Here is a 23,607-nt window from a genome sequence, read left to right on the forward strand (position 1 = left end):
GCAGCGCGGCAGGCCCAGGGCAAGAACCCCAAAGCCGATCGCGCGAAACCCATCAAGCAGCGCCCGTAGGATGGGTGCAGCGCGGCAGGCCCGATGCAAGAACCCCACCGCCGATCGCGCGAAACCCATCAAGCAGCGCCGGGTCCTTAACCAAATCAGCCACAGCACCGCCGTTGCATGATGGGTTTCGCGCGTTAAACGTCAGCGTTCTTCTCCGCGTCCGTGCGCGCTTCACCCATCCTACGATGGGCCTGCACGTCCATCGCCGAATTAAAAATGGGTGGGTCATACCCACCCACCAAAAAACAGCGTTTACGCCACCGCGACCGGAATCTTCCCGATCTTGGCTTGCCATTCCTTCGGACCCGTCGTGTGGACCGAGGTGCCCTTGGCGTCTACCGCCACGGTTACCGGCATGTCCTTCACGTCGAATTCGTAGATGGCTTCCATGCCCAGGTCGGCAAAGCCCAGCACCTTGGCGCCGCGAATGGCCTTGGACACCAGGTACGCCGCGCCGCCCACCGCCATCAGATACGCCGAGCCGTGCTTCTTGATGGCTTCAATCGCGACCGGGCCGCGTTCCGACTTGCCGATCATCGAGATCAGGCCGGTCTTCTCCAGCATCATGTCGGTGAACTTGTCCATGCGCGTGGCGGTGGTGGGGCCGGCGGGGCCGACCACTTCGTCGCCCACTGGATCCACCGGGCCCACGTAATAGATCACGCGGTTGGTGAAGTCCACGGGCAGCGGTTCGCCCTTGGCCAGCATGTCCTGGATGCGCTTGTGCGCGGCGTCGCGGCCGGTCAGCATCTTGCCCGACAGCAGCAGCGTCTGGCCCGGCTTCCAGCTGGCCACTTCTTCCTTGGTCAGCGTGTTCAGGTCCACCTGCTTGGACTTGTTGTAGTCCGGCGCCCAATGCACTTCCGGCCATTCGGACAGCGACGGCGGATCCAGGCGCGCGGGGCCCGTGCCGTCCAGTTCAAAGTGCGCGTGACGCGTGGCGGCGCAGTTCGGGATCATCGCAACCGGCTTGGACGCGGCGTGCGTGGGGAAGGTGCTGATCTTGACGTCCAGCACGGTGGTCAGGCCGCCCAGGCCTTGCGCGCCGATACCCAGCGCGTTGACCTTTTCGTACAGTTCGATGCGCAGCTCTTCCAGCTTGTTCTGCGGGCCACGGGCCAGCAGTTCGTACATGTCGATGTCTTCCATCAACGACTGCTTGGCCATCAGCATGGCTTTTTCAGCGGTGCCGCCGACGCCGATGCCGAGCATGCCCGGGGGGCACCAGCCGGCGCCCATCGTCGGGACGGTCTTCAGCACCCAGTCCACCAGCGAATCGCTGGGGTTCAGCATGGCGAACTTGGATTTGTTTTCCGAACCGCCGCCCTTGGAAGCGATTTGCACGTCGACCTTGTCACCCTGGACAAGCTCGACGTGCAGGATACAGGGCGTGTTGTCGCGCGTATTCTTGCGCGCGAACAGCGGGTCGTCCAGCACGGAGGCGCGCAGCGGATTGTCCGGATTCAGGTAGCCACGGCGCACGCCTTCGTCACACAGTTCCTGCAGGGTGCGCTTGGTGTCAAAGCGCACGCTCATGCCGATCTTCAGGAAGACGTTGACGATGCCGGTGTCCTGGCACAGCGGACGCTTGCCTTCGGCGCACATGCGGGAATTGGTCAGGATCTGCGCCATCGCGTCACGCGCGGCGGGGCTTTCCTCGCGCTCGTAGGCGCGCGCCAGATGGCGGATGTAGTCGACGGGGTGGTAGTAGCTGATGAACTGAATGCCATCGGCTATCGACTGGATGAAGTCTTCTTCTTTAATGATGACGGACATGGCGATTTGCGGGTCTAGATGGAAAACATGGAAACGCGGCTGGCACTAACGGCCAACCGCCGTGAAAAGAACAATTTTTGCCGCCGGGCCGCCCCAAGGCAAAAAGCGGCCCCCTCGGGGGGCAGCAAGCGAGCGGAGCGAGTGCGGCGTGGGGGCCATTTTTGCCGCCGGGCCGCCCCAAGGCAAAAAGCGCCCCCCTCGGGGGGCAGCAAGCGAGCGTAGCGAAGTGCGGCGTGGGGGTATTTTCATACCGCCGGGCCGCCCCAAGGCAAAAAGCGCCCCCCCGGGGGGGCAGCAAGCGAGCGTAGCGAGTGCGGCGTGGGGGCTCATTTACCCTGCCAGACCGGCTTGCGCTTTTCAGCGAAAGCGGTCGCGCCTTCCTTCGCGTCGGCCGACGAAAAGATATGGGCGATCAACGGGCGTTGGCGGTCGAACATGCCTTCCTGCTCCCAATCAACGGCCTGCGACACGATGCTCTTGGCGGTCTGCACGGCCAGCGGGCCGTTTTCGACGATGGCGCGCGCCAGTTCCAGCGCGCCGGTCAGCGCACCGCCCGGTTCGGTCAGACGGTTGACCAGGCCAAACGAATACGCGCGTTCGGCGGTCAGCATTTCGCCCGTCAGGATCACTTCCATGGCGATGTGGTACGGCAGGCGGCGCGGCAGGCGCAGCATGCCGCCGGCGCCGGCCACCAGGCCGCGCTTGACTTCCGGCAGGCCGAACTTGGCGTTGCTGGCGGCCACGATCAGGTCGGAAGCCAAGGCCATTTCGCAGCCACCGGCCAGCGCGTAGCCTTCCACGGCGGCAATCAGCGGCTTCTTGGGCGGGCGTTCGTTCAGGCCGGCGAAACCACGGCCTTCAACATAGGGACGCTGCCCGGATTTGGCGAATGCCTTCAAGTCCATGCCCGACGAGAACGTGCCGCCGCCACCCGTCAGGATGCCGATGCGGATGTCGTCGCGGCTGTCCAATTGGTCCAGCGCGGCGGCCATGGCCTGGGCGGTTTCCAGGTTGATGGCGTTCTTGGCTTCGGGGCGGTTGATCGTGATGATCTGGATGCCGTCGGTGACTTCCACCGTGATCAGGTCTGACATAGGACTGCTCCTTCCGGGATTTCTCGGAATCGGGTTCCGGGTTTTATATAAGACTTGGGACGTAACCCGGAATCATACGACCATTGGTTTGCAGGCGCAGCCGGGCTGCTTGCCGAGCGTCCGCCAGGGGCACACTCGGCCCAGCGAGGGATGCCGCCGGGGCATAGATGTAACCGCCCGGCGGCGCCCGCCAAACGGGAAGACCCCAGGCCAGTTAAAATGCCCGGTTTCCTACGCCCACGGCAGGCCTGCCTGGCGAGTCGAATTCCAAGAATCCTATGCTCACCTTTCAGCAAATCATCCTTACGCTCCAGGAATACTGGGACAAGCAGGGTTGCGCCCTGCTGCAACCCTACGACATGGAAGTCGGCGCCGGCACCTCGCACACGGCCACGTTCCTGCGCGCGATCGGCCCGGAGCCGTGGCGCGCCGCCTACGTGCAGCCGTCGCGTCGCCCCAAGGATGGCCGCTACGGCGAAAACCCCAACCGCCTGCAGCACTATTACCAGTACCAGGTGGTGCTCAAGCCCGCGCCGCCCGACATCCTGGACCTGTACATCGGTTCGCTGAAGGCGCTGGGCATCGACCCCACCCAGCACGACATCCGCTTTGTCGAGGACGACTGGGAAAACCCCACGCTGGGCGCCTGGGGCCTGGGCTGGGAAGTCTGGCTGAACGGCATGGAAGTCACCCAGTTCACCTACTTCCAGCAAGTGGGCGGCCTGGATTGCACGCCGACCACGGGTGAAATCACCTACGGCCTGGAGCGCCTGGCCATGTACCTGCAGGACGTGCAAAGCGTGTACGACCTGGTCTGGACCGAAGGCGCCAACGGCAACCGCGTGCTGTACCGCGACGTGTTCCACCAGAACGAAGTCGAACAATCGACCTACAACTTCGAACACTCGTCGGCCGACATGCTGTTTGCGCACTTCAACGACTACGAAGCCGAAGCCAAGCGCCTGATGGACGTGCCGCTGGCGCTGCCGGCCTACGAGGCCGCGCTGAAAGCCGCGCACACGTTCAACATGCTGGATGCGCGCGGCGCCATCAGCGTGACCGAGCGCGCCGCCTACATCGGCCGCATCCGCAACCTGTCGCGCGCCGTCGCGCAGGCTTATTTCGATTCCCGCGAACGACTGGGCTTTCCCATGCTGCGCCGCAATCAGGCCGCCGGGGAGGCTGCATAAATGACGACGAACATCCGCCCGCTGCTGGTCGAACTGCTGACCGAAGAACTCCCGCCCAAGGCCCTGCAAAAGCTGGGCCAGGCCTTTGCCGAAGGCGTGCGCGCCACGCTGGAACGCCACGGCCTCTTGGCCGAAGGCTGCGCCGTGACCGCGTATTCCACGCCGCGCCGCCTGGCCGTGCACCTGTCCGCCGTGCTGGCGCAGGCGCCCGACCAGCCCTATGCCGAAAAGCTGATGCCCGCCAAGATCGGCCTGACCGAAGACGGCCGCGCCACCCCGGCGCTGCAAAAGAAGCTGGCCGCCAAGGGCCTGGAAAATATCGACTTGGCCACGCTGGACCGCGAATCCGACGGCAAACAAGACTACCTGGTGGCTCGCGGTACCGCCCCCGGCTCGTCGCTGGCCGCCGGTTTGCAGGAAGGCATCGACACGGCGTTGAACAGCCTGCCGATCCCCAAGGTCATGCGTTACCAATTGGCCGACGGCGTCACCACCGTCAAGTTCGTGCGCCCGGCGCACGGCCTGGTTGCGCTCTTCGGCGCCGACGTGGTGCCGGTATCCGCGCTGGGCATGCAGGCCGGCCGCGACACGCTGGGCCACCGCTTCATGTGCGCGGGCCCGGTATCGTTCACCGACGCCGATTCCTACGCCGCCACGCTGGCTGAAAAGGGCCGCGTCGTGGCGTCGTTTGAAGGCCGCCGCGACGACATCCAGCGCCAGTTGCTGGACCACGCCGGCCGCCTGTCGGCCACGCTGGGTGACGACCCGGAAGTGGCCGCGCTGCTGGATGAAGTGACGGCACTGGTCGAACACCCCACCGTCTACGTGGGTCAGTTTGAAGAGCAGTTCCTGCAAGTGCCGCAGGAATGCCTGATCCTGACCATGCGCTTGAACCAGAAGTATTTCCCGCTGTTCGACCCGGCCACCGGCCGCCTGACGCACCGCTTCCTGATCGTGAGCAACATGCACACGGACAAGCCGGTGAACATCGTCGAGGGCAACCAACGCGTGGTGCGCCCGCGCCTGGCGGATGCGCAGTTCTTCTTTGAAACCGACCGCAAGACGCCGCTGGCCTCGCGCGTGGAACAACTGGGTTCCATCGTTTATCACAACAAGCTGGGCACCCAGCTTGAGCGCGTCGAGCGCGTGCGCGCCATCGCGCGTGGCGTGGCCGAGCAACTGGGCGGCGACGTTAGCGCCGCGGACCGCGCCGCCATGCTGGCCAAGGCCGACCTGGGCTCGAACATGGTGGGCGAATTCCCCGAGCTGCAAGGCATCATGGGCGCCTACTACGCAGCGGGCGACGGTGAACCGGCCAGCGTCGTCGAGGCGCTGCGCACGCAATACCGCAACCGCTACGACGCCCCCGTCACGCAAGACACCCTGACTGCCGCCACGCTGTTCATCGCCGAGCGCGTGGAAACGCTGGTCGGCATCTGGGCCATCGGTCTGGCGCCCACGGGCGAACGCGACCCCTTCGGCCTGCGCCGCGCGGCGCTTGGCCTGATCAGCGCGTTTGAACAATTGGCGGCCGGTGGCTGGCTGAAGGTCAGCCAGGACGGCCCGCTGTCGCTCAACGGCCTGCTGGAACTGGCTGCGGGCACGTTCCCCGCCGGCAAGATCCCCGCCGACACGCTGGCTGAAGTGCGCGCCTTCATCTACGAGCGCTACCGCAACCAGCTCATCAACGACTTCGACCGCAACGCAGTCGAAGCCGTGATTGCGCTGACGCCGCCGCTGCATCAGGTGGCCGAGCGCGTGCGCGCCGCCGCCGCGTTTGCGCAACTGCCCGAAGCCGCCAGCCTGGCCGCCGCCAACAAGCGCATCGGCAATCTGCTGAAGAAGGCCGAAGGCGAGATCGGCGCCGTGAACGAGGCCGCCCTGGTGGAACCCGCCGAACGCGCGCTGGCCGCCACCGTCGCCAAGCTGCGCCCGCAAGCCGAAGCGCAATTGGCCGCGGGCGATTTTGCCGGCAGCCTGTCCACGCTGGCGCAAGCCCGCGAACCGGTGGACGCCTTCTTTGCCGACGTCATGGTCATGGCCGAAGACCCGGCCGTGCGCGCCAACCGCCTGGCGTTGTTGAGCCAGTTGCATGGCCTGATGAACCAGGTGGCCGACATTTCCAGGCTGGCACAGTGAAACTCATCATCCTAGACCGCGACGGCGTCATCAATCAGGACAGCGATGCGTTCGTCAAGAATCCCGACGAATGGATTGCCCTGCCCGGCAGCCTGCAAGCCATTGCCCGGCTGACGCAGGCCGACTGGAAGGTGGTGGTTGCCACCAACCAGTCCGGCCTGGCGCGCGGCCTGTTCGACATGGACACGCTGACCGCCATCCACACCAAGATGCGGCGTGAACTGGCCGCCGTGGGCGGCGCGGTCGACGCGGTGTTCCTGTGCCCGCACGGGCCGGATGACAACTGCACCTGCCGCAAGCCGCGTCCCGGGCTGTTCGAACAGATTGGGCACCGCTACGACATCAACCTGGCCGGCGTGCCCGCGGTGGGCGATTCGCTGCGCGACCTGCAGGCGTCGTCCGCCGTGGGTTGCGCGCCGTGGCTGGTGCAAACCGGCAACGGCAAGAAGACGCTGGCCAAGGGCGGCCTGCCCGAGAACACCCGCGTGTGCGAAGACCTGTCGGCCGTGGCCGACATTCTGCTTCAGGACAATTGATTCAATGGCCCGGCTCCGTTCGTTGCTGTATTTCCTGTTCCTGGCCATCACGGTCATCCCCTACGCCTTTCTCTGCATTCTGTGGACGCCGCTGCCGCTGCACTGGCGCTACAAGCTGACGGTGGGCTGGCCGCGCCTGGCCATCTGGGGCGCCAAGGTGTTCTGCGGTATCCGCTGGCAGGTCAAGGGCTGGGAAAACCTGCCCGAGGGCCCGGCCGTGATCCTGTCCAAGCACCAGTCGGCCTGGGAAACCCTGTTCTTCCCGGCGCACATGCCGCGCGAGGTTTGCTTCGTCTACAAGAAAGAACTGCACATGGTGCCGTTCTTCGGCTGGGGCCTGGCGCTGCTGCGCATGATTGCCATTGACCGCTCCAAGGGCCGCGACGCCTTCGACCAGGTGGTCAAGCAAGGCCAGACGCGCATGGACGAAGGCCGTTGGCCGCTGCTGTTTCCCGAAGGCACGCGCGTGGCGCCGGGCAAGACGGCGCGCTTCAAAATGGGCGGCGCGCTGCTGGCGTCGCGCACCGGCGCGGTCGTCATTCCGGTGGCGCATAACGCCGGCGAATGCTGGCGGCGCAATGCTTTCGTCAAATATCCCGGCATGGTTACCCTGTCGATCGGTCCCGCGATAGAATCCAAGGGACTCTCCCCCGATGAACTGAACCTGAAGGTTCAGGAATGGATCGAAGGGGAAATGCGGCGTCTCAATCCCGAAAGGTATGCCTAGCACTGATCAGCTCGAACTCCTGTTCGACGTACAAGACCACGACGCGACCCAAGGCGCGTCGTCACTGATCGCGCTCCAGGGCGCGTCGCCGCTGATCGCCACGCCGAAGCCGCGCCCAGGCCCCCCGCTCGCGCCGCCGCCCCAGGCGGACAGCCCGCAGCCCGTCACCCCCACCAACTTGTTTCCCGATGCCGCCACGGCCGACACGCCCAAGGGCGAGCCGCTGCTGACGCTGTCGCCCAATGCGTCGTCGCGCGTGCCCACGCCCTGTCCGGACCCGCTGCCGCCCGGCGCGCGCTGGCGTGAAGTGCCCACCGAGCAGCAGCCGATTGGTTTCGTGCTGCTGCGCTCGCGCCGACGCAGCATAGGCTTTGTCATTACCGACGACGGCCTGCGGGTGACGGCGCCCAGTTGGGTCACGCTGACACAGATTGACGACGCGGTGCGCGAGAAAGCCCGCTGGATCCTCACCAAACTGCGCGAATGGCATGCCCGCAAGCAGCAACTGGCCATCGCGCACACGCGCTGGCAGGCCGGTGGCGAACTGCCTTACCTGGGCAAGCGCATCGTGCTTGGCGTGGGTGGCGACAGCCGCCAGTCCCGCTTGTCCGGCGATGCCGACGCCCCGCAAGACGGCGACACCCTGTTGCTGGCGCTGCCGTCCGCGGCCGATCAAAGCCGTATCCGCGATGCGGCGCAAGCCTGGTTGCAGCAGCGCGCCGGCGCCTGGTTTGGCGCGCGGCTGGCGCATTTTTTGCAGATCAGCGGCCTGAAAATCCGCCGCTGGCGGCTGTCGTCGGCGGCCACGCGCTGGGGCTCTTGCACCAGCGACGGCAATATCATGCTGAACTGGCGCCTGATTCATTTCGCGCCCGGCATCATTGATTACGTTATCGCGCATGAACTCGCGCATCTGCGCGAGATGAACCACAGTCAGGACTTCTGGCGTGAAGTGGGCCAAATCCTGCCCGACTTCGAAGACGCCAAGAACATCCTGCGGCGCCACGACCCGGCATCGCTGCCTCAGTTCTAAGACGCATTATTCTGGAAAGCACCGGCGCCCCCCGGGCGCTTTCCCCCACCTCTCATCGCTTTAAGGAAGATTTCCATGCGTATGCTCCACACCATGCTGCGAGTCGGCAACCTCGACAAGTCCATCGATTTCTACACCAACGTGCTCGGCATGCGCGTCCTGCGCCGCAATGATTACCCGGACGGCAAGTTCACGCTGGCCTTCGTGGGCTATCAGGACGAGTCCGAAGGCGCGGTCATTGAACTGACCCACAACTGGGACACCGACAAGTACGACCTGGGCAACGGCTACGGCCACATCGCGCTGGAAGTCGACAACGCCTATGAAGCCTGTGACAAGGTCAAGGAACGCGGCGGCAAGGTCACCCGCGAAGCCGGTCCGATGAAGCACGGCAAGACCGTGATCGCGTTCGTGGAAGACCCGGACGGCTACAAGATCGAGTTCATCCAGAAGAAAGGCCGTCAGGACTAAGCAGGAAAGCCCGCCATGATCCACCCCATCCTGAAAATGGGCGACCCGCGCCTCTTGCGCGTGGCCCCGCCCGTGGAGCGCTTCGACACGCCCGAACTGCACGCCCTGATCGACGACATGTTTGAAACCATGGCGGCAGCGCAGGGCGTGGGGCTGGCCGCGCCGCAGATCGGCGTGGACCTGCAAGTGGTGATCTTCGGCTTTGAGCGCAACGAGCGCTACCCGGACGCGCCGCCCGTGCCGCAGACCATTCTGTGCAACCCGGTCATCACGCCGCTGTCGGACGAGATGCAGGACGGCTGGGAAGGCTGCCTGTCGGTGCCTGGCCTGCGCGGTCTGGTGCCGCGCTATCGCCACGTCCGCTACAGCGGCCGCGACCCGTACGGCCAGTTGATCGAGCGCGAAGCCGAAGGCTTCCACGCCCGCGTGGTGCAGCATGAATGCGACCACCTGATCGGCCGCCTGTACCCGTCGCGCATCCAGGATTTCTCGAAGTTCGGCTTCACGGAAATCCTGTTCCCCGGCATGGACCCTAACGCGGACGACTAAGCGTCCGGTTCGGGGTCCGGGTTGGCCTTGGGCTTCGCTTCCGGATTTGCTTCGGGGTTCGCTTCCAGATCTGCTTCGGAGTTGGCTTCGGAGTTGGCTTCGGGATGTGCCCCCGCGGCCGCGTCGGGTGTGCGTGCCGCCTGCGGCGACAGCGCTTCCGGCGCAAAATCATCCACCTGCAAGACCTTCAATACCCAGGTCTCGGCCGCTTCCAACTGCGCGGCCTGCGCATCGGTGACGGCGCCACGCTGATGCGCCTCGCGCCAATCGCGCACGTTCGACTGGCGCAGGCGGTCTCGCAGGGGCTGCACGGCTTCGACCAGCGCAAACGCGCGGGTCAGGTCCGCAAGCGGGTCGCTGCCCGCGCGGCCACCGCCCAACAGCACGGCGGCCGACGGCCCGGTGCCGCTACTGGGCTCGCGTTGCAAGTCCGCCGCCAGCCGCGCATGCGTGGGCGACGGCTTCAACAGAAGCTCGGCGCAGGCGCGCGTCAAGGCGTCATCCGGGCCCCGCGCCAGGCGCAGCGGCAGGATGGCGGCGCGCAAGCCCCAGGCCATCACCCGCCCCGGCAGATTGCGCAGCACTTCATCCAGGCTTTTTTCGATGCTGGCGTACCCCTGCGCCATGCACCAATGCACCAGCGGCAGGTCGTCGTGCTTGCGGCCTTCGTCTTCCCAGCGCTTGAGCACCGCCGACAGCAGGTATAGCTGCGACAGGACGTCGCCCAGGCGCGCCGAGATCATTTCACGCCGCTTCAGCCCGCCGCCCAACTGCGCCAAGGTGGCGTCAGCCAGCAGCGCGAAGCCCGATGCATAGCGTCCAAGCCTGCGGTAGTGGCCCGCCGTGGGGCCGGACACCGGCGACGGCGCCAGCAAGCCGCCCGTCCATGCGCGGCCGATGGCGCGCAGCGCGTTCTTGCCGGCGTGCCGCAGATGGCGCCAGAACACGTCATGAAAGACTTCGATGCCGCGTTCTTCGTCGGGGTTGGCCAGCGCCATCATTTCCGGCATCAGGTACGGATGCGCGCGGATGGCGCCCTGCCCGAAGATGATCAGGTTGCGCGTCAGGATGTTGGCGCCCTCGACCGTGATCGCGATGGGCACCGCGCGATACAGCGCGCCCAGGTAGTTGCTGGGGCCGTCCATGACGGCGCGCCCGGCGTGCACGTCCATCGCGGCGTTGACGGATTCGCGCATGCATTCAGTGGCGTGGTATTTCATGATGCCCGACACGACGGCGGGCTTCACGTCCTGGTTCAGCGCGGCGCAGGTCAGGCGCCGCGCGGCTTCAACCAGATAGGCGTTGCCCGCCAGGCGGGCCAGTTGTTCCTGCACGCCTTCGAACTTGCCGATGGGAATACCGAACTGCTCGCGCACCCGGGCGTACATGCCCGTGGTGTGCGCGCACATGACGGCGGCCGCGGCCGACAGCGACGGCAGCGAAATGCCGCGCCCCGCCGCCAGCGCGCTCATCAGCATCTGCCAACCCTGGCCGGCACGCGCCTCGCCACCGATCAGCGCGTCCAGGGGCACGAACACGTCATGGCCCTGGTTGGGGCCGTTCTGAAACACTTGCATCGCCGGCAGATGGCGCCGCCCGATCTCCACGCCCGGCGCCTCGGTGGGCACCAGCGCCACTGAAATGCCGATGTCTTCGGGGCCGCCCAGAATGCCGTCGGGGTCGGACATCTTGAACGCCAGCCCCAGCACCGTGGCCACCGGCCCCAAGGTGATGTAGCGCTTGTGCCAATTAAGACGGATGCCGATGAGCTCGCGGCCGTCCACCACCTGGCGGCACACCACGCCGGTATCCACCATGGACGCGGCATCCGAGCCCGCTTCGGGGCTGGTCAGGCCAAAGCACGGCACTTCGCGGCCGTCGGCCAGGCGCGGCAACCAGTAATCGCGCTGCGCGGGCGTGCCGAACTGCATCAGCAATTCGCCCGGCCCCAACGAATTCGGCACCATGACCGTGACGCCCGCCGTGATCGAATAGGCGGAAATGCGCCGCACCACTTCGGAATGCGCATAGGGGGAAAAACCCAGGCCACCGTAGCGGCGCGGAATGATCATGCCGAAAAAGCGCTGGGCCTTCAGAAAGTCCCATACGCGCGGAGGCAGGTCACGCCGGTTCCAGGTGATGTCCCATTCGTCCAGCATGGCGCATAGCTGCGCCACGGGGCCGTCGATGAACGCCTGTTCCTGCGGGGTGAGCGCGGCGACCGGCACGTCCAGCAGCTTGCGCCAGTCGGGGTTGCCGGTGAACAGGTCGGCGTCCCACCAGGAGTCTCCGGCCTCGATGGCCTCGCGCTCGGTTGCCGACATGGGGGGCAAGGCGTTGCGCGCCCAGCGATACGCGGGTTCCGAGATGCGGCGACGGCGCCAGGCATTGAAGTCCATGAGTGTCCCTCACTGTTATGGCCCTAGGGCGTGTCGGTGCAAAGTACCAGAATTGACGACGCGCGGCCAAGCTCGCAAGGGCTGACTCTGCGACAATGAGCGTCCCCGCGCTGGTGCGCAATCAACCGCTATCCGGGCATCGCCACGCATGCTGAACAAACTCTGGCTGGGCTTCTTCCTGACCGCCGCCGCTGCCGCGCTCTACCGCTGGCTGGCCATTGGAGACCCCGACGTCTTCCGCCTGATGGTGGCCAGCCTGTTCGACATGGCGCGTGTGTCGGTGGAAGTCATGGTGCTGCTGTTCGGCACGTTGACGCTGTGGCTGGGCTTCCTGCGCATTGCCGAACGCGCCGGGCTGGTGGAAAAATTGGCGCACCTCTTGGGGCCGCTGTTTGCGCGCTTGATGCCCGAGGTGCCGCGCAACCATCCGGCTATCGGCCTGATCACGCTGAACTTCGCCGCCAACGGCCTGGGGCTGGACAACGCCGCCACGCCGATCGGCCTGCGCGCCATGCGCGAACTGCAATCGCTGAACCCCACGCCGGAAACCGCCAGCAACGCGCAGATTCTGTTCCTGGTGCTGAATGCGTCGTCGCTGACACTGCTGCCCGTCACCCTGTTCATGTTCCGCGCCCAGCAAGGCGCGGCCGATCCCACCCTGGTGTTCCTGCCCATTCTGCTGGCGACCAGCGCGTCGACGCTGGCCGGCTTCCTGGCCGTGGCCGCGTGCCAGCGCCTGCGCTTGACCGACCCCATCGTGATGCTTTGGCTGGGCGGCGCGGCGCTGGTGTTGGGCGGCTTCATGGCGCTGTTGGCCAGCATGTCGGCGGCGGCGATTGCGTCGCTGTCCTCGCTCATGGGCAACCTGGCGCTGTTCGGCATCCTGCTGGCGTTCCTGGTCGTGGGTGCCTGGAAAAAGGTGCCGGTCTATGAAGCGTTCATCGACGGGGCCAAGGAAGGCTTCGACATCGCCAAGAGCCTGCTGCCGTATCTGGTGGCCATGCTATGCGCCGTGGGCGTGCTGCGCGCATCGGGCGCGCTGGATTTTCTGCTGGACGGTATCCGCTGGATGACGCTGCAGGCCGGCTGGGACACGCGATTCGTTGACGCCCTGCCCACCGCGCTGGTCAAGCCGTTCTCGGGCAGCGCGGCCCGCGCGATGATGCTTGAGACCATGACGCACTACGGCGTGGACAGCTTTCCGGCCTTGCTGGCTGCCGTGATGCAGGGCAGCACTGAAACCACCTTCTACGTGCTGGCGGTGTACTTCGGGTCGGTGGGAATATTGCGCGCGCGCCACGCGGTGGGTTGCGCGCTGATCGCCGATGCGGCCGGCGTGATGGCCGCCATCGGCGTGTGCTACTGGTTCTTCGGCTAAAAGTTAAGGGCTAAGCGGGGCAGCAAGTGCCCCGCCCTGCCCTTGCGTCAATCCACCATCAGGATCTTCATGCCGTTGGTGCCGCCGCTGTCGCGGTAGAAATCGCCCTTGGTCAGAATGACCCAGTCGCCCGTCTTGACCAGGTTGCGCTTGCGCAGTTCTTCGATGGCGGCCTCGCTGAGCTCGGCCGGTTCGTAGTCCGACGGCGCGAACGGAATGGTGTAGACGCCACGGAACATCGCCACGCGATTCTGCGTCAAGCTGTGCGGGCTGTAGCAGTAGATCGGCACGCCCGAGCGGATGCGCGACATGATCAGCGGGGTGTGCCCGCTTTCGGTCAACGCAATGATGGCCTTCACGCCGGGGAAATGGTTGGCCGCGTACATGGCCGCCAGCGCGATGGTTTCATCGCAGCGCGTGAAGGTTTCGCCCATGCGGTGGTGCGACACGGTGGACGTGGGGTGCTTTTCGGCACCCAGGCAAACGCGCGCCATGGCTTGCACGGTTTCAACGGGATACTGGCCCGACGCGCTTTCCGCCGACAGCATCACGGCGTCGGTGTAATCCAGCACCGCGTTGGCCACGTCCGACACTTCGGCGCGGGTCGGCATGGGGCTGGAAATCATGGATTCCATCATCTGCGTCGCGGTGATGACCACTTTGTTCAACGTGCGCGCGTGCTGGATGATGCGCTTCTGGATGCCCACCAATTCCGCGTCACCCACTTCCACGCCCAGGTCGCCGCGCGCCACCATCACGCCATCGCTGGCGCGGATGAGTGAGTCCAGCGCTTCGTCGTCGGCCACGGCCTCGGCGCGTTCGATCTTGGCGATGATCCAGGCCTGGCTGCCGGCTTCTGCCAACAAGGCGCGGGCTTCGTCGATGTCGCTGCCATAGCGCGGGAACGACACGGCCACGTAATCGAGTTCCATCTCGGCGGCGAGCTTGATGTCGACGCGGTCCTTGTCGGTCAGGCTGGGGGCGGACAAGCCACCGCCACGGCGGTTGATGCCCTTGTTGTTCGACAAGGGGCCGCCCACCGTCACCGTGGTGTGGACTTCGTCGCCTTCAACGCGGTCCACCACCAGCACGACGCGGCCGTCGTCCAGCAAGAGCTCGTCGCCCACGCGGCAATCGGTGACCAATTCGGGGTAGTCGATGCCGACGATGCTGGCGGTACCGGCATCCTTCGGATGCACGCGCGACAGCGTGAACGGCTGGCCGACTTGCAACTGCACCAGCTTGTCGGTGAAACGCGCGATGCGGATCTTCGGGCCTTGGAGATCGCCCATGATGGCGACAAAGCGTCCTTGCTGGGCGGCGATGTCGCGCACCAACTTTGCGCGGGCGCGATGGTCGTCCGCGCTGCCATGCGAGAAGTTCAAACGAGCCACATCCAGGCCCGCGCGGATCAGCGCTTCAATGCGTTCGGGCGTCGACGTCGAAGGCCCCAGGGTGGCAACAATTTTGGTGCGGCGCAATACAGGCATGACGGTCCACTCTCGCAAAAACAACGAAAGCGCTATGGTACGCCGCCTGCGTCTGCACGGGTATCATGGTCAGCATTCCGACCCACAACCAGCCCCTCCCGACACCGTGAAAATCGTCATTGCTCCCGACTCTTTCAAAGAAAGCGTTTCCGCGCCTGACGCGGCGGCGGCCATTGCACGCGGCGTGAAAGCCGCCTGCCCCGGCGCCCACACTGTCTGCATTCCCATGGCCGACGGCGGCGAAGGCACGGTTGAAGCCGTGCTGGCTGCCACCGGCGGGAAGGCGCGCCAGCTTACGGTGAACGATGCGCTGGGCTACAAGGTCGACGCCGTCTGGGGTTTGTTGGAAGACGGCACCGCCGTGATTGAAATGGCGGCGGCCGCGGGGCTTGAACTGATCTCGCCATCCAAGCGCGACCCCATGCGCGCCAGCAGCCACGGCGTGGGCGAACTGATGCTGGCCGCCGTCAACGCGGGCGCCACGCGCATCATCCTGGGTCTGGGCGGATCGGCCACGAACGACGCGGGCGCCGGCATGCTGACGGCGCTGGGCGTGCGCTTGATGGATGCCGCCGGCAACAGCCTGCCGCCCGGCGGCGGCGCGCTGGGCAAGCTAGCCAGCATCGACACACGCGGGATGGACCCGCGCCTGGCCAAGATCCGTATCGATATCGCCTCGGACGTCGACAACCCGCTGTGCGGCCCGCAAGGCGCTTCGCATGTATTCGGGCCGCAGAAAGGCGCCACGCCGGAACAGGTGCTGGCGCTGGACCAGATGCTGTCGAATTTCGCGGACGTCTGCGCGCGGCATCTGGGCGTGGATCATCGCAACGAAGCCGGCGCGGGCGCGGCGGGCGGCCTGGGCTTTGCCGCCAAGGCGTTCCTGCAGGCGCACTTTCGGCCTGGCGTGGAGATCGTCGCGGAGTTGGGCCGGCTGGCCGAGGCGATTGAAGGCGCCACGCTGGTGTTCACTGGCGAAGGCCGCATGGACGCACAAACCCTGCGCGGCAAGACGCCAGCCGGCGTTGCAAAAATCGCGCAGCAGGCCGGCGTACCGGTCGTGGCGTTGGCGGGGTCACTAGGCGAGGGCTACGAAGCGCTGCACGCCGGCGGCATTACCGCCGCCTTCAGCCTGGCACCCGGCCCCATCACCTTGCAGCAAGCGCTGACGGACGCGGAGAAACTGCTTACGGAGCGGGCAAGAGACATCATGCAGCTCTGGATGGCGGCGCAGAAACGGATGCTGTGAGCGATGAGGCCCGCGCGGGCCGACATCATAGAAATGATGGTTATCGCTCGGAGCCAGCTTTAATTCCACCTTCGTCTGATGGGTTTCGCGCGTTTGGCGTCTGTTCAATACTGACGTGGTCTTCGCGCTGCACCCATCCTACATGGCCACGTCGTGGTTGGTCGTAGGATGGGTGAAGCGCGGGAAAGCGGGCAGAAGGGAAACAATGCCGAGCGCGCGCAACCCATCGGGCGGCGTCGGCGGTGTGGCTGAATCCGGTTCGAAATTCAGCGATGCCTATGTGGCTGATTCTGGCTTTAATTCCACCTTCGTCTGATGGGTTTCGCGCGTTTGGCGTCTGCTTAATATTGACGTGGTCTTCGCGCTGCACCCATCCTACATGGCCACGTCGTGGTTGGTCGTAGGATGGGTGAAGCGCGGGAAAGCGGGCAGAAGGGAAACAATGCCGAGCGCGCGCAACCCATCGGGCGGCGTCGGCGGTGTGGCTGAATCCGGTTCGAAATCCAGCGATGCCTATGTGGCTGATTCCGGCTTTAACTCCACCTTCGTCTGATGGGTTTCGCGCGTTTGGCGTCTGCTTAATATTGACGTGGTCTTCGCGCTGCACCCATCCTACATGGCCACGTCGTGGTTGGTCGTAGGATGGGTGAAGCGCGGGAAAGCGGGCAGAAGGGAAACAATGCCGAGCGCGCGCAACCCATCGGGCGGCGTCGGCGGTGTGGCTGAATCCGGTTCGAAATCCAGCGATGCCTATGTGGCTGATTCCGGCTTTAATTCCGCCTTCGGCTGATGGGTTTCGCGCGATCTTCGTCTGTTCTTTATTGACGTGATCTTCGCGCTGCACCCATCCTACGAGAGCAGGCCGGCCTTGACCAAGGCGTCTGACAGGCGGATGTAGCGGTCGACCGAAATATCTTCGGCGCGGGCGGTGGGGGCGATGTCCAGGGCTTCCCAGGGGACTTGCGGCGCCCAGTCGGCCAGCACTCGGCGCAGCATTTTGCGGCGCTGCGAGAATGCGCGGGCCACCGCCGTTTCAAAGGCACGCACGCTGACCGGTTGAAGGCGGTCAGCCGGCAAGGGCACCATGCGCACGATCGCGGACACCACCTTGGGCGGCGGGTCGAAGGCTTCGGGCGGCACATCAAACAGCTTGTGCATGCGGTAGCGCGATTGCAGCATCACCGACAGACGGCTGAAATCACCCGAACCCGGTTGCGCCACCATGCGGTCGATCACTTCGCGCTGCAGCATGAAATGCTGGTCGCGGATGTGGTCGGCCCAGGTCATCAGATGAAACAGCAACGGGCTGGAAATGTTGTAGGGCAGGTTACCCACGACACGCAGCGCGCTGCCGAACTGCGAAAAATCCACCGTCAGCGCGTCGGCCTCGACCACGGTCAGGCGCGACGCCTCGAACTGCTTGCGCAGGCGCGCGGCCAAGTCGCGGTCGATTTCAACCGCGGTCAGGTGGTCCAGACGCTCAAGCAGCGGCCGGGTAAGCGCAGACAAACCTGGGCCGATCTCGACCACGGCATCGTTACGGGCGGGTGCTACCGCCCGGACGATGGACTCGACGACGCTTTCGTCGGTCAGGAAGTTCTGGCCGAAGCGCTTGCGCGCCTGGTGTTGAGACATGAAAAGCCTGTAATGCGTTTAGCGGTTGTTCTGCTGGATCTTTTGCTGCTTTTCAAGCCGGTTGTCGATATAAGCCTGAGCGCGCAACTGCTCGAGCCAATCTTCAAAAGCCGGTTGTGCACGGCGCTCGAACAAGGTCTGGCGCGCCTTCATGCGGGCCAGTTCGTCGGTGACGTCATGCTGGCGGCGCTCTTCAACCTGGATCAAGTGCCAACCGAAAGGCGACTGGACCGGCTGGCTGATTTCGCCCGGCTTCAAGGCATTCATGGCGGCTTCGAACGGCGGCACGGTTTCACCCGGGTTCAACCATCCCAGCTCGCCGCCCTGCGGCGCGTTCGAATCCTGTGAGTACTGGCGCGCCATGTCCTCGAACTTGGCGCCACCCGACACCAGGCGCTGACGCACCTGTTCCAGGCGTTGGCGCGCGCTCTCGTCACTCATGACGGTGGACGTCTTGATCAGGATGTGACGCGCGCGGGTCTGCATCACTTCAGTGGGGCCTTGCTGCGCGGGCGCTTGCGGACGCGCGGCGGGCTGCGGCGCGGGCGTGGGAGCCGGCGCGCGCGCGGTGCGGCCCGGGGCCGGCTGTGCCGTGCCGCGGTCCATCACCTTGATGATGTGGAACCCGTTTCCGCTCTGGATCAGGTTGCTGACCTGGCCCTTTTGCAGATCGCTGACGGCCTTGACGAACAGGTCGGGCCAGCCGTCCAGGGGACGCACGCCCATGACGCCGCCTTGCAGCGCTTCCGGGCCGTCAGACGCGGCGGCCGCCAGGCTGGCGAAGTCGTCGCCACGCTTGGCGCGGGCCAGGATGCCTTCAGCCTTTTTGCGCAGCGCCGCCAACTGTTCGGGCGACGAGCCTTCCGGCACGCGCACCAGAATCTGCGCCAGCGCATAAAGCATAGGACCCGAAGGCGCCGCGGCTTGCTCGGGCGCCGGCTCAGGCTGCGCCTGCGGCTGGGGCTGCGCCTGGGGCGCGGCGCCAAACGCCGGGTTGCGGCGCTGGTCCTTCAGGAACGCGTCGACTTCGGTGTCGGAGATGACAATCGTGGAATCCACCGCGCGTTGACGCAGGCGGTCGGTGCGGATCTCGTCGCGCAGCGACTTGCGATAAGCGTCCCACGTCGTGCCCGACTTTTCGATTTCGGCGCGCAATTGCGCCACGCTGATCTTGTTGCGGCCGGCGATGGTCTGGATGGCCTGATCGACTTGCGCGTCGTCCACGCGAATACCCAGACGGTCGGCTTCATGGCGCTGCACGCGCTCCATGATCAGGCGCTGCAACACTTGATGCTGCAAGGTCTGGTCGTCCGGCACCTGGATGCCGCGCGACTTCAGTTCGGCCGAAATGCGGGTCGACGCGTCGCGCAATTCGCGCAGCGTGATCACGTCCTTGTCGACCACCGCGGCAATGCCGTCCACGAACTGCTCGCCCTGCGGCGCGGCGGGCGCGGCCTTGGCGCCGTTGTTCGCGGCCCGGCCTGTCTGCGCGGCCGCGGGCGCGGCGGACAGACCGGCGCAAAGGGCCAACAACAGCGCACTGCCGGACAGGCGGCGCAAAGAGTGCAACCTACGCATCATTCATACCTTTCAAATGTGGTCCCGGCCGGCACGGGCGGTGTAATGCTGGTGTAGCCGGGGATACTTCTGTTCAGCAGGTTCATCGGGTCGGTTCCCAAGGAACCCAGTCCGGTCAGCTCAAGCTGGAAGAACACTGCGGAGTTGGCGTCCGTTGCCGATACGGCATAGCGCTGGTAGACCACGCGGCCCACCCAGCAGCAATCCCCCTTGTACTCCAGGCCGGCGATGGCCTGCGTCACGCGGGGAGATTCCGTCGTATTGGCGACCGTGCTGGACGGCCCGGAGCGCAAGGAATAGTCCACCCGGCCCACACCGTACCAGCGCTTGGTAAACGGCCATTGGACCGCCAGGCTGACCTGATTCTGGCCCTGGGGCTGGTACTGAACACCCGTTTGCGGGTCACGCTGATAACGATACGACACCGCTACCGTGGTCAGCCGCTGCGGCGACCAGCGGGCGCTGACCAGGCCACGCGACCACTGGTTGTCGTAGGGGTTGTACTGCGCCGCCACGTCGGTGCTCAGCGTGTCGGTCAGTGCCGCGCTGGCGCCGACCAGGAAGTCGGAACGGACGTTTTCACGCGGCGTTTCGCCGGGCAGCGTGACCTTCTGGTCTTCAAAGTACAGGCGCTGCGCCACGGCCAGCGACAGGCGCTCGAAGCCGGTGTTGGCGTCCAGCCAGCGCGAGGTCAGCGCGGCGGTCAGCTGGTTGGCGTTGGATATACGGTCCCAGCCGCCGGTATAGATGTTCTCTTCAAAGGCCTGCGAGAAGCTGAAATCGGCCAGCGACGTATCGTAGACCGGCATCTTGGACTGGTCGCGATACGGCACGCGCAGGTAGTACAGGCGCGGTTCCAGCGTTTGCGTGGAGGCCTTGCCGAACAAGCTCGTGTCGCGTTCGAAAATCAACCCGGCGTCCAGCGACATGATCGGCACGGTGCGCGATTGCGAGCGCGGCAGGCCGTCGGCCGAACCGCCGTTCAAGCCGAGCGCGTCCATGCCATGCCATTTGGTCTGGTACTGGGTGTAGTTCACGCCCGCCTTCGGGATGATGAACCAGCCCGGCCGCACGATCGGGTAGGACACGGTCGGGTAGGACTGCAGGCGGTCGCCATCGGGGTAACGCACCGTGGAGCCGAAATCGGGCCGGCGGAAACGCACGGCGGTCGAGGTCCAATCCACGTCGAAGCCGCCCCAGTCGTAGCGCGCGCCGCGCAGGTAGAGCTCGGGTTCCTTGTCATACGGCGGCACCAGCGGCGCGTCCGGATCCTGCAGCGTCTGGTACTTGTAGACCTGGGCGTAAGTGCTCCAGTAGTCGGACGCCCAGCCCACGCGGCCGCGCTGCGGCAGGTAGGTGGTGGACGCCTGGTTCAGACCCAACTGCGAGATATCCCGGAAGTAATCGTCGTCCGATACCTTGGCGATGTCCCAGTCGGCATAGAAGCCGTGCGAGAACGTCTGCTGATGACGCCACCAGTACATCCAGCGGTCTTCGCTGGTGATGTTGTCGTTGGGCAGGTAGGTGCCGTCGATGGTGCCGACATACGACGAACCCAGGTAACGGAATTCGCCGCCCAACTGCATGCCGCGCTTGGAGAAATAGCGCGGCTGGACGGTCAGGTCGTAATTGGGGGCCAGGTTCAGGTAGTACGGCAGCGAAAAGTCAAAGCCGCCCTGGCTGGTGGTGCCGTAGGTGGGCATCAGGAAGCCCGACTTGCGCTCTTTCTTGACCGGGAAGGTCATGTAGGGCGACGCCAGGATCGGCACGTCCTTGAAATACAGCACGCCATTGCGCGCCACACCTTCGTTCTCGTCGAAGTCGATGTCGACGGTATTGGCCTTGATGTACCAGGACGGCGTTTCGCACGAGCAGCCGCTGTACGTGACCGTATGCAGCCGCATCTGCGACTTGCTGAAGATGTCGGCGCGGTCGGCCACGGCAAAGCCGCCGGTGGCGCCCATCCAGAAATTGGGCTGTTCGACCTGGCCTGAATACTTGTCGACGTTGAACTTCGCGTTCGGGCCGGTCACCAAGGTGCCGTCGCGCATCATGCGCGCACTGCCCTGGACGTCGACTTCGCCGGTGTCCTTGCGGTAGTTGATGCGGTCGCCCTTGATGATCCCGTCGATGCGGCGCACTTGCGCGCTGCCGCTCAGGGTCAGGTCGGATTCGGGATCGCCCTCGATGCTGTCCGCTTCCAGGTACGCGGGAATGCTGTCGTCCGGCAGGCGATGCATCCGCAAACCCGGCGACGTGCGCAACACGGGAGCCGCGGGAGTGGCGGTTGCCGAGCTTGCTGACGGTGCAGCGGGAGTCGAACCTTGGCTACCTTGAGCCTGGACGGCTCCGGCGGCGACGCTGACAGCAGAGAGGATCAACCACCGAACCTTGCGCACGAGTGAAAACAGCCCTTTTTGACGATGGAAATGCCTGGCACCGACGGCAAAGAACCGCCGATGCTGGTGGAATCGAGCCGGTATTATAGAGAAGCCGCGCCATACGCCCAGCCTTATGTGCGCCGAACGCAAATTTCAGCAATATTGCCCTTCTGACACGGATCCTCCTTGAAAAACGATCACGACCCCCGCCTGGCGCAGATCCGCAACTGGCTGGAGAGCCTGCCCGCCGCCTTGAACCTGGCCGTGGACTCGCTGCGCCCGGCCTCCGCCGACGCCAGTTTCCGCCGCTACTTCAGGCTGGACGCCGGCGAGCGCACCCTGATTGTCATGGACGCGCCCCCCGCCCACGAAGACTGCCGTCCCTTCCTGCACGTGGGCCAGTTGCTGGCCGACGCCGGCCTGAACGTGCCCAAGGTGCTGGCCCAGGATCTGGACCAGGGCCTGCTGCTGCTGTCCGATCTGGGCGAACAGACCTACTACCAGCGCATCCAGGCCGGCCTGTCCGACAGCCAGCTTCAGACGATGTACCGCGAAGCGCTGGCCGCGCTGGTGCGGCTGCAACAAGCGGCCACCACCGGCCTGGCCACCTACGACACCCCCCGCCTGGCCGACGAGCTCACCCTCTTTCCCCAGTGGTACGTCGAGAAGCACCATGGCGTGGCGCTGGACGACAAGACCGCGAACGCCCTGGAAAAAATCTTCGCCCTGCTGTCGGCCAGCAATGGCGGGCAGGCGCAAGTGCTGGTGCACCGCGACTTCCATTCCCCCAACCTGATGGTCTGCGACCAGCCGCAATATGGCCCCAACCCAGGCGTCATCGATTTCCAGGATGCGCTGGCCGGCCCCATCACCTATGACCTGGCGTCATTGGTGACCGACGCGCGCACCACCTGGGAAGAGCCGCAACAGTTGGACTGGGCCATCCGCTATTGGGAAATGGCGCGCGCCGCCGGCTTGCCCGTCGAGCCCGACTTCGCGGATTTCCACCGCGCCTACGAATGGATGGGCTTGCAGCGCAACCTGCGCATCCTGGGCGTATTCGCCCGCCTGAACCACCGCGACGGCAAGGCGCATTACCTGGCGCACATGCCGCGCGTGAACGGTTACGTGCGCCAGGTGGCCCAGCGCTACGGTGTCTTCACGCCCTTGCTGCGCCTGCTGGACAAGCTGGACGACCGCCAGGTCCGCGTCGGGTACACGTTCTGATGCGGGCCATGATTCTTGCCGCGGGCCGCGGCGAACGCATGCGCCCCCTGACCGACCACCTGCCCAAGCCCCTGCTGGCGGTGGGCGGCAAGCCCCTGATCGTCTGGCACCTGGAACGGCTGGCCGCGGCGGGGTTCCGCGACGTGGTCATCAACCACGCCTGGCTGGGCCACGAGATCGAACGCGCGCTGGGCGACGGCAGCGCGTTCGGCGTACGGGTTCGCTATTCCGCCGAAGGCACCGCGTTGGAAACCGCCGGCGGCATCGCGCAGGCGCTGCCGCTGCTGGGCGACGCGCCTTTCCTGGTCATGAACGGCGACGTCTGGTGCGACTGGAATCCCGCGCTGGCACCAGCCCTGGCGGCCGACGTGCCCGACGGCGGCGCCTGGCTGCTGATGGTCGACAACCCTGTCCAGCACCCGGCCGGCGATTTCCGGCTGTCGTCGGACGGCGGCCTGCATGCCGACGGCAACCCGCGTTTGACCTATGCAGGCATCGGCGTCTACCATCCCTCGTTGTTCGCGGATGTCCAGCGCGGCACGGCGGCGCCCCTGGCGCCCTTGCTTCGGCAAGCAATGGCCCGGAACCTGGCGCGCGGCGCGCATCATGGTGGCCGATGGACCGACGTCGGCACTCCGCAACGGCTTGCCGACCTGGACGCGGAGCTTCTCGCAGCGGCACGCTGACGCTCACAT

General features: G+C 65.6%; 18 protein-coding genes. 11 read left to right on the forward strand and 7 right to left on the reverse strand.

Annotated elements, in window-relative coordinates; translation table 11 throughout:
* Nucleotides 1-312: 312 nt before the first annotated feature.
* Complete coding sequence (locus CVS48_RS01935; protein ID WP_006217560.1) at nucleotides 313-1,836, reverse strand: fumarate hydratase; 1,524 nt, start codon at nucleotides 1,834-1,836, stop codon at nucleotides 313-315.
* A 326-nt stretch (nucleotides 1,837-2,162) separates the two neighbouring features.
* Nucleotides 2,163-2,930, reverse strand: coding sequence for a crotonase/enoyl-CoA hydratase family protein (locus tag CVS48_RS01945; RefSeq protein WP_100853027.1), 768 nt, complete (start codon nucleotides 2,928-2,930; stop codon nucleotides 2,163-2,165).
* A gap of 278 nt (nucleotides 2,931-3,208) precedes the next feature.
* Here CVS48_RS01945 and glyQ point away from each other — a divergent pair, with 278 nt between their 5' ends.
* From glyQ to def, 7 genes are all read left to right on the forward strand, one after another.
* Entirely contained in the window at nucleotides 3,209-4,120 is a 912-nt protein-coding gene (gene glyQ / locus CVS48_RS01950) for a glycine--tRNA ligase subunit alpha (protein WP_006217557.1), read from the forward strand.
* The gene (gene glyS, locus CVS48_RS01955; protein WP_100853028.1) at nucleotides 4,121-6,259 is read left to right on the forward strand and encodes a glycine--tRNA ligase subunit beta; all 2,139 of its coding nucleotides are present in this window, start codon (nucleotides 4,121-4,123) and stop codon (nucleotides 6,257-6,259) included.
* On the forward strand, nucleotides 6,256-6,795 hold the full coding sequence (gene gmhB, locus CVS48_RS01960) for a D-glycero-beta-D-manno-heptose 1,7-bisphosphate 7-phosphatase (protein WP_100853029.1): 540 nt from the start codon (nucleotides 6,256-6,258) through the stop codon (nucleotides 6,793-6,795). Before glyS ends, gmhB begins: the two co-directional genes overlap by 4 nt.
* 4 nt (nucleotides 6,796-6,799) lie before the next feature.
* Nucleotides 6,800-7,522 (forward strand): lysophospholipid acyltransferase family protein, encoded by a 723-nt coding sequence (locus CVS48_RS01965; protein ID WP_100853030.1) that lies wholly within the window; start codon nucleotides 6,800-6,802, stop codon nucleotides 7,520-7,522.
* Nucleotides 7,515-8,555: a M48 family metallopeptidase gene (locus CVS48_RS01970; RefSeq protein WP_100853031.1), complete on the forward strand. Its 1,041-nt coding sequence runs from the start codon at nucleotides 7,515-7,517 to the stop codon at nucleotides 8,553-8,555. The genes CVS48_RS01965 and CVS48_RS01970 overlap by 8 nt, the downstream gene beginning before the upstream one ends.
* Nucleotides 8,556-8,630: 75 nt before the next feature.
* Nucleotides 8,631-9,026: a lactoylglutathione lyase gene (gloA, locus tag CVS48_RS01975; protein ID WP_006217551.1), complete on the forward strand. Its 396-nt coding sequence runs from the start codon at nucleotides 8,631-8,633 to the stop codon at nucleotides 9,024-9,026.
* Nucleotides 9,027-9,041: 15 nt separating this feature from the next.
* Nucleotides 9,042-9,575, forward strand: coding sequence for a peptide deformylase (gene def, locus CVS48_RS01980; protein WP_100853032.1), 534 nt, complete (start codon nucleotides 9,042-9,044; stop codon nucleotides 9,573-9,575).
* Here the strand turns inward: def and CVS48_RS01985 are convergent.
* A complete protein-coding gene (locus tag CVS48_RS01985; RefSeq protein WP_242001123.1) occupies nucleotides 9,572-11,974 on the reverse strand; it encodes an acyl-CoA dehydrogenase in 2,403 nt (800 codons plus the stop codon). The two genes, def and CVS48_RS01985, sit on opposite strands and share 4 nt — an antisense overlap.
* Nucleotides 11,975-12,122: 148 nt before the next feature.
* Here CVS48_RS01985 and CVS48_RS01990 point away from each other — a divergent pair, with 148 nt between their 5' ends.
* Nucleotides 12,123-13,352, forward strand: coding sequence for a nucleoside recognition domain-containing protein (locus CVS48_RS01990; protein WP_100853033.1), 1,230 nt, complete (start codon nucleotides 12,123-12,125; stop codon nucleotides 13,350-13,352).
* 47 nt (nucleotides 13,353-13,399) lie between these two features.
* Here CVS48_RS01990 and pyk read toward each other — a convergent pair whose 3' ends face one another.
* Nucleotides 13,400-14,842 carry a pyruvate kinase gene (gene pyk, locus CVS48_RS01995; protein WP_100853034.1) on the reverse strand — a complete coding sequence of 481 codons (1,443 nt, stop codon included), beginning with the start codon at nucleotides 14,840-14,842 and terminating at the stop codon, nucleotides 13,400-13,402.
* A gap of 106 nt (nucleotides 14,843-14,948) precedes the next feature.
* Between pyk and CVS48_RS02000 the strand changes: the two genes are divergently transcribed.
* Entirely contained in the window at nucleotides 14,949-16,091 is a 1,143-nt protein-coding gene (locus CVS48_RS02000; RefSeq protein WP_100857472.1) for a glycerate kinase, read from the forward strand.
* 849 nt (nucleotides 16,092-16,940) lie between these two features.
* Here CVS48_RS02000 and rsmA read toward each other — a convergent pair.
* From rsmA to CVS48_RS02015, 3 genes are read right to left on the reverse strand one after another with little or no spacing between them, the layout of a single operon-like run.
* On the reverse strand, nucleotides 16,941-17,726 hold the full coding sequence (gene rsmA / locus CVS48_RS02005; protein ID WP_100853035.1) for a 16S rRNA (adenine(1518)-N(6)/adenine(1519)-N(6))-dimethyltransferase RsmA: 786 nt from the start codon (nucleotides 17,724-17,726) through the stop codon (nucleotides 16,941-16,943).
* An 18-nt stretch (nucleotides 17,727-17,744) separates the two neighbouring features.
* A complete protein-coding gene (locus CVS48_RS02010) occupies nucleotides 17,745-19,307 on the reverse strand; it encodes a peptidylprolyl isomerase (protein ID WP_100853036.1) in 1,563 nt (520 codons plus the stop codon).
* The gene (locus CVS48_RS02015; RefSeq protein ID WP_100853037.1) at nucleotides 19,304-21,703 is read right to left on the reverse strand and encodes an LPS-assembly protein LptD; all 2,400 of its coding nucleotides are present in this window, start codon (nucleotides 21,701-21,703) and stop codon (nucleotides 19,304-19,306) included. Before CVS48_RS02015 ends, CVS48_RS02010 begins: the two co-directional genes overlap by 4 nt.
* Nucleotides 21,704-21,871: 168 nt before the next feature.
* On the opposite strand from CVS48_RS02015, the gene CVS48_RS02020 reads away from it, so the two are divergent.
* Together CVS48_RS02020 and murU are read left to right on the forward strand one after the other, a co-directional pair.
* Nucleotides 21,872-22,912, forward strand: a complete 1,041-nt coding sequence (locus CVS48_RS02020) for an aminoglycoside phosphotransferase family protein (protein WP_100853038.1) — start codon at nucleotides 21,872-21,874, stop codon at nucleotides 22,910-22,912.
* Nucleotides 22,912-23,598 (forward strand): N-acetylmuramate alpha-1-phosphate uridylyltransferase MurU, encoded by a 687-nt coding sequence (gene murU / locus CVS48_RS02025; RefSeq protein WP_100853039.1) that lies wholly within the window; start codon nucleotides 22,912-22,914, stop codon nucleotides 23,596-23,598. Before CVS48_RS02020 ends, murU begins: the two co-directional genes overlap by 1 nt.
* Nucleotides 23,599-23,607 lie beyond the last annotated feature (9 nt).

The sequence above is a fragment of the Achromobacter spanius genome (assembly GCF_002812705.1).
Lineage (GTDB): Bacteria > Pseudomonadota > Gammaproteobacteria > Burkholderiales > Burkholderiaceae_B > Achromobacter > Achromobacter spanius.

Coding starts and splice junctions, on each gene's coding strand:
- pyk (WP_100853034.1), bottom strand. CDS start 14,842: ATGCCTGTATTGCGCCGCACCAAAATTGTTGCCACCCTGGGGCCTTCG.
- glyQ (WP_006217557.1), top strand. CDS start 3,209: ATGCTCACCTTTCAGCAAATCATCCTTACGCTCCAGGAATACTGGGAC.
- CVS48_RS01970 (WP_100853031.1), top strand. CDS start 7,515: ATGCCTAGCACTGATCAGCTCGAACTCCTGTTCGACGTACAAGACCAC.
- CVS48_RS01985 (WP_242001123.1), bottom strand. CDS start 11,974: ATGGACTTCAATGCCTGGCGCCGTCGCCGCATCTCGGAACCCGCGTAT.
- CVS48_RS02010 (WP_100853036.1), bottom strand. CDS start 19,307: ATGATGCGTAGGTTGCACTCTTTGCGCCGCCTGTCCGGCAGTGCGCTG.
- CVS48_RS01965 (WP_100853030.1), top strand. CDS start 6,800: ATGGCCCGGCTCCGTTCGTTGCTGTATTTCCTGTTCCTGGCCATCACG.
- rsmA (WP_100853035.1), bottom strand. CDS start 17,726: ATGTCTCAACACCAGGCGCGCAAGCGCTTCGGCCAGAACTTCCTGACC.
- def (WP_100853032.1), top strand. CDS start 9,042: ATGATCCACCCCATCCTGAAAATGGGCGACCCGCGCCTCTTGCGCGTG.
- CVS48_RS01935 (WP_006217560.1), bottom strand. CDS start 1,836: ATGTCCGTCATCATTAAAGAAGAAGACTTCATCCAGTCGATAGCCGAT.
- CVS48_RS01990 (WP_100853033.1), top strand. CDS start 12,123: ATGCTGAACAAACTCTGGCTGGGCTTCTTCCTGACCGCCGCCGCTGCC.
- gloA (WP_006217551.1), top strand. CDS start 8,631: ATGCGTATGCTCCACACCATGCTGCGAGTCGGCAACCTCGACAAGTCC.
- murU (WP_100853039.1), top strand. CDS start 22,912: ATGCGGGCCATGATTCTTGCCGCGGGCCGCGGCGAACGCATGCGCCCC.
- CVS48_RS01945 (WP_100853027.1), bottom strand. CDS start 2,930: ATGTCAGACCTGATCACGGTGGAAGTCACCGACGGCATCCAGATCATC.
- glyS (WP_100853028.1), top strand. CDS start 4,121: ATGACGACGAACATCCGCCCGCTGCTGGTCGAACTGCTGACCGAAGAA.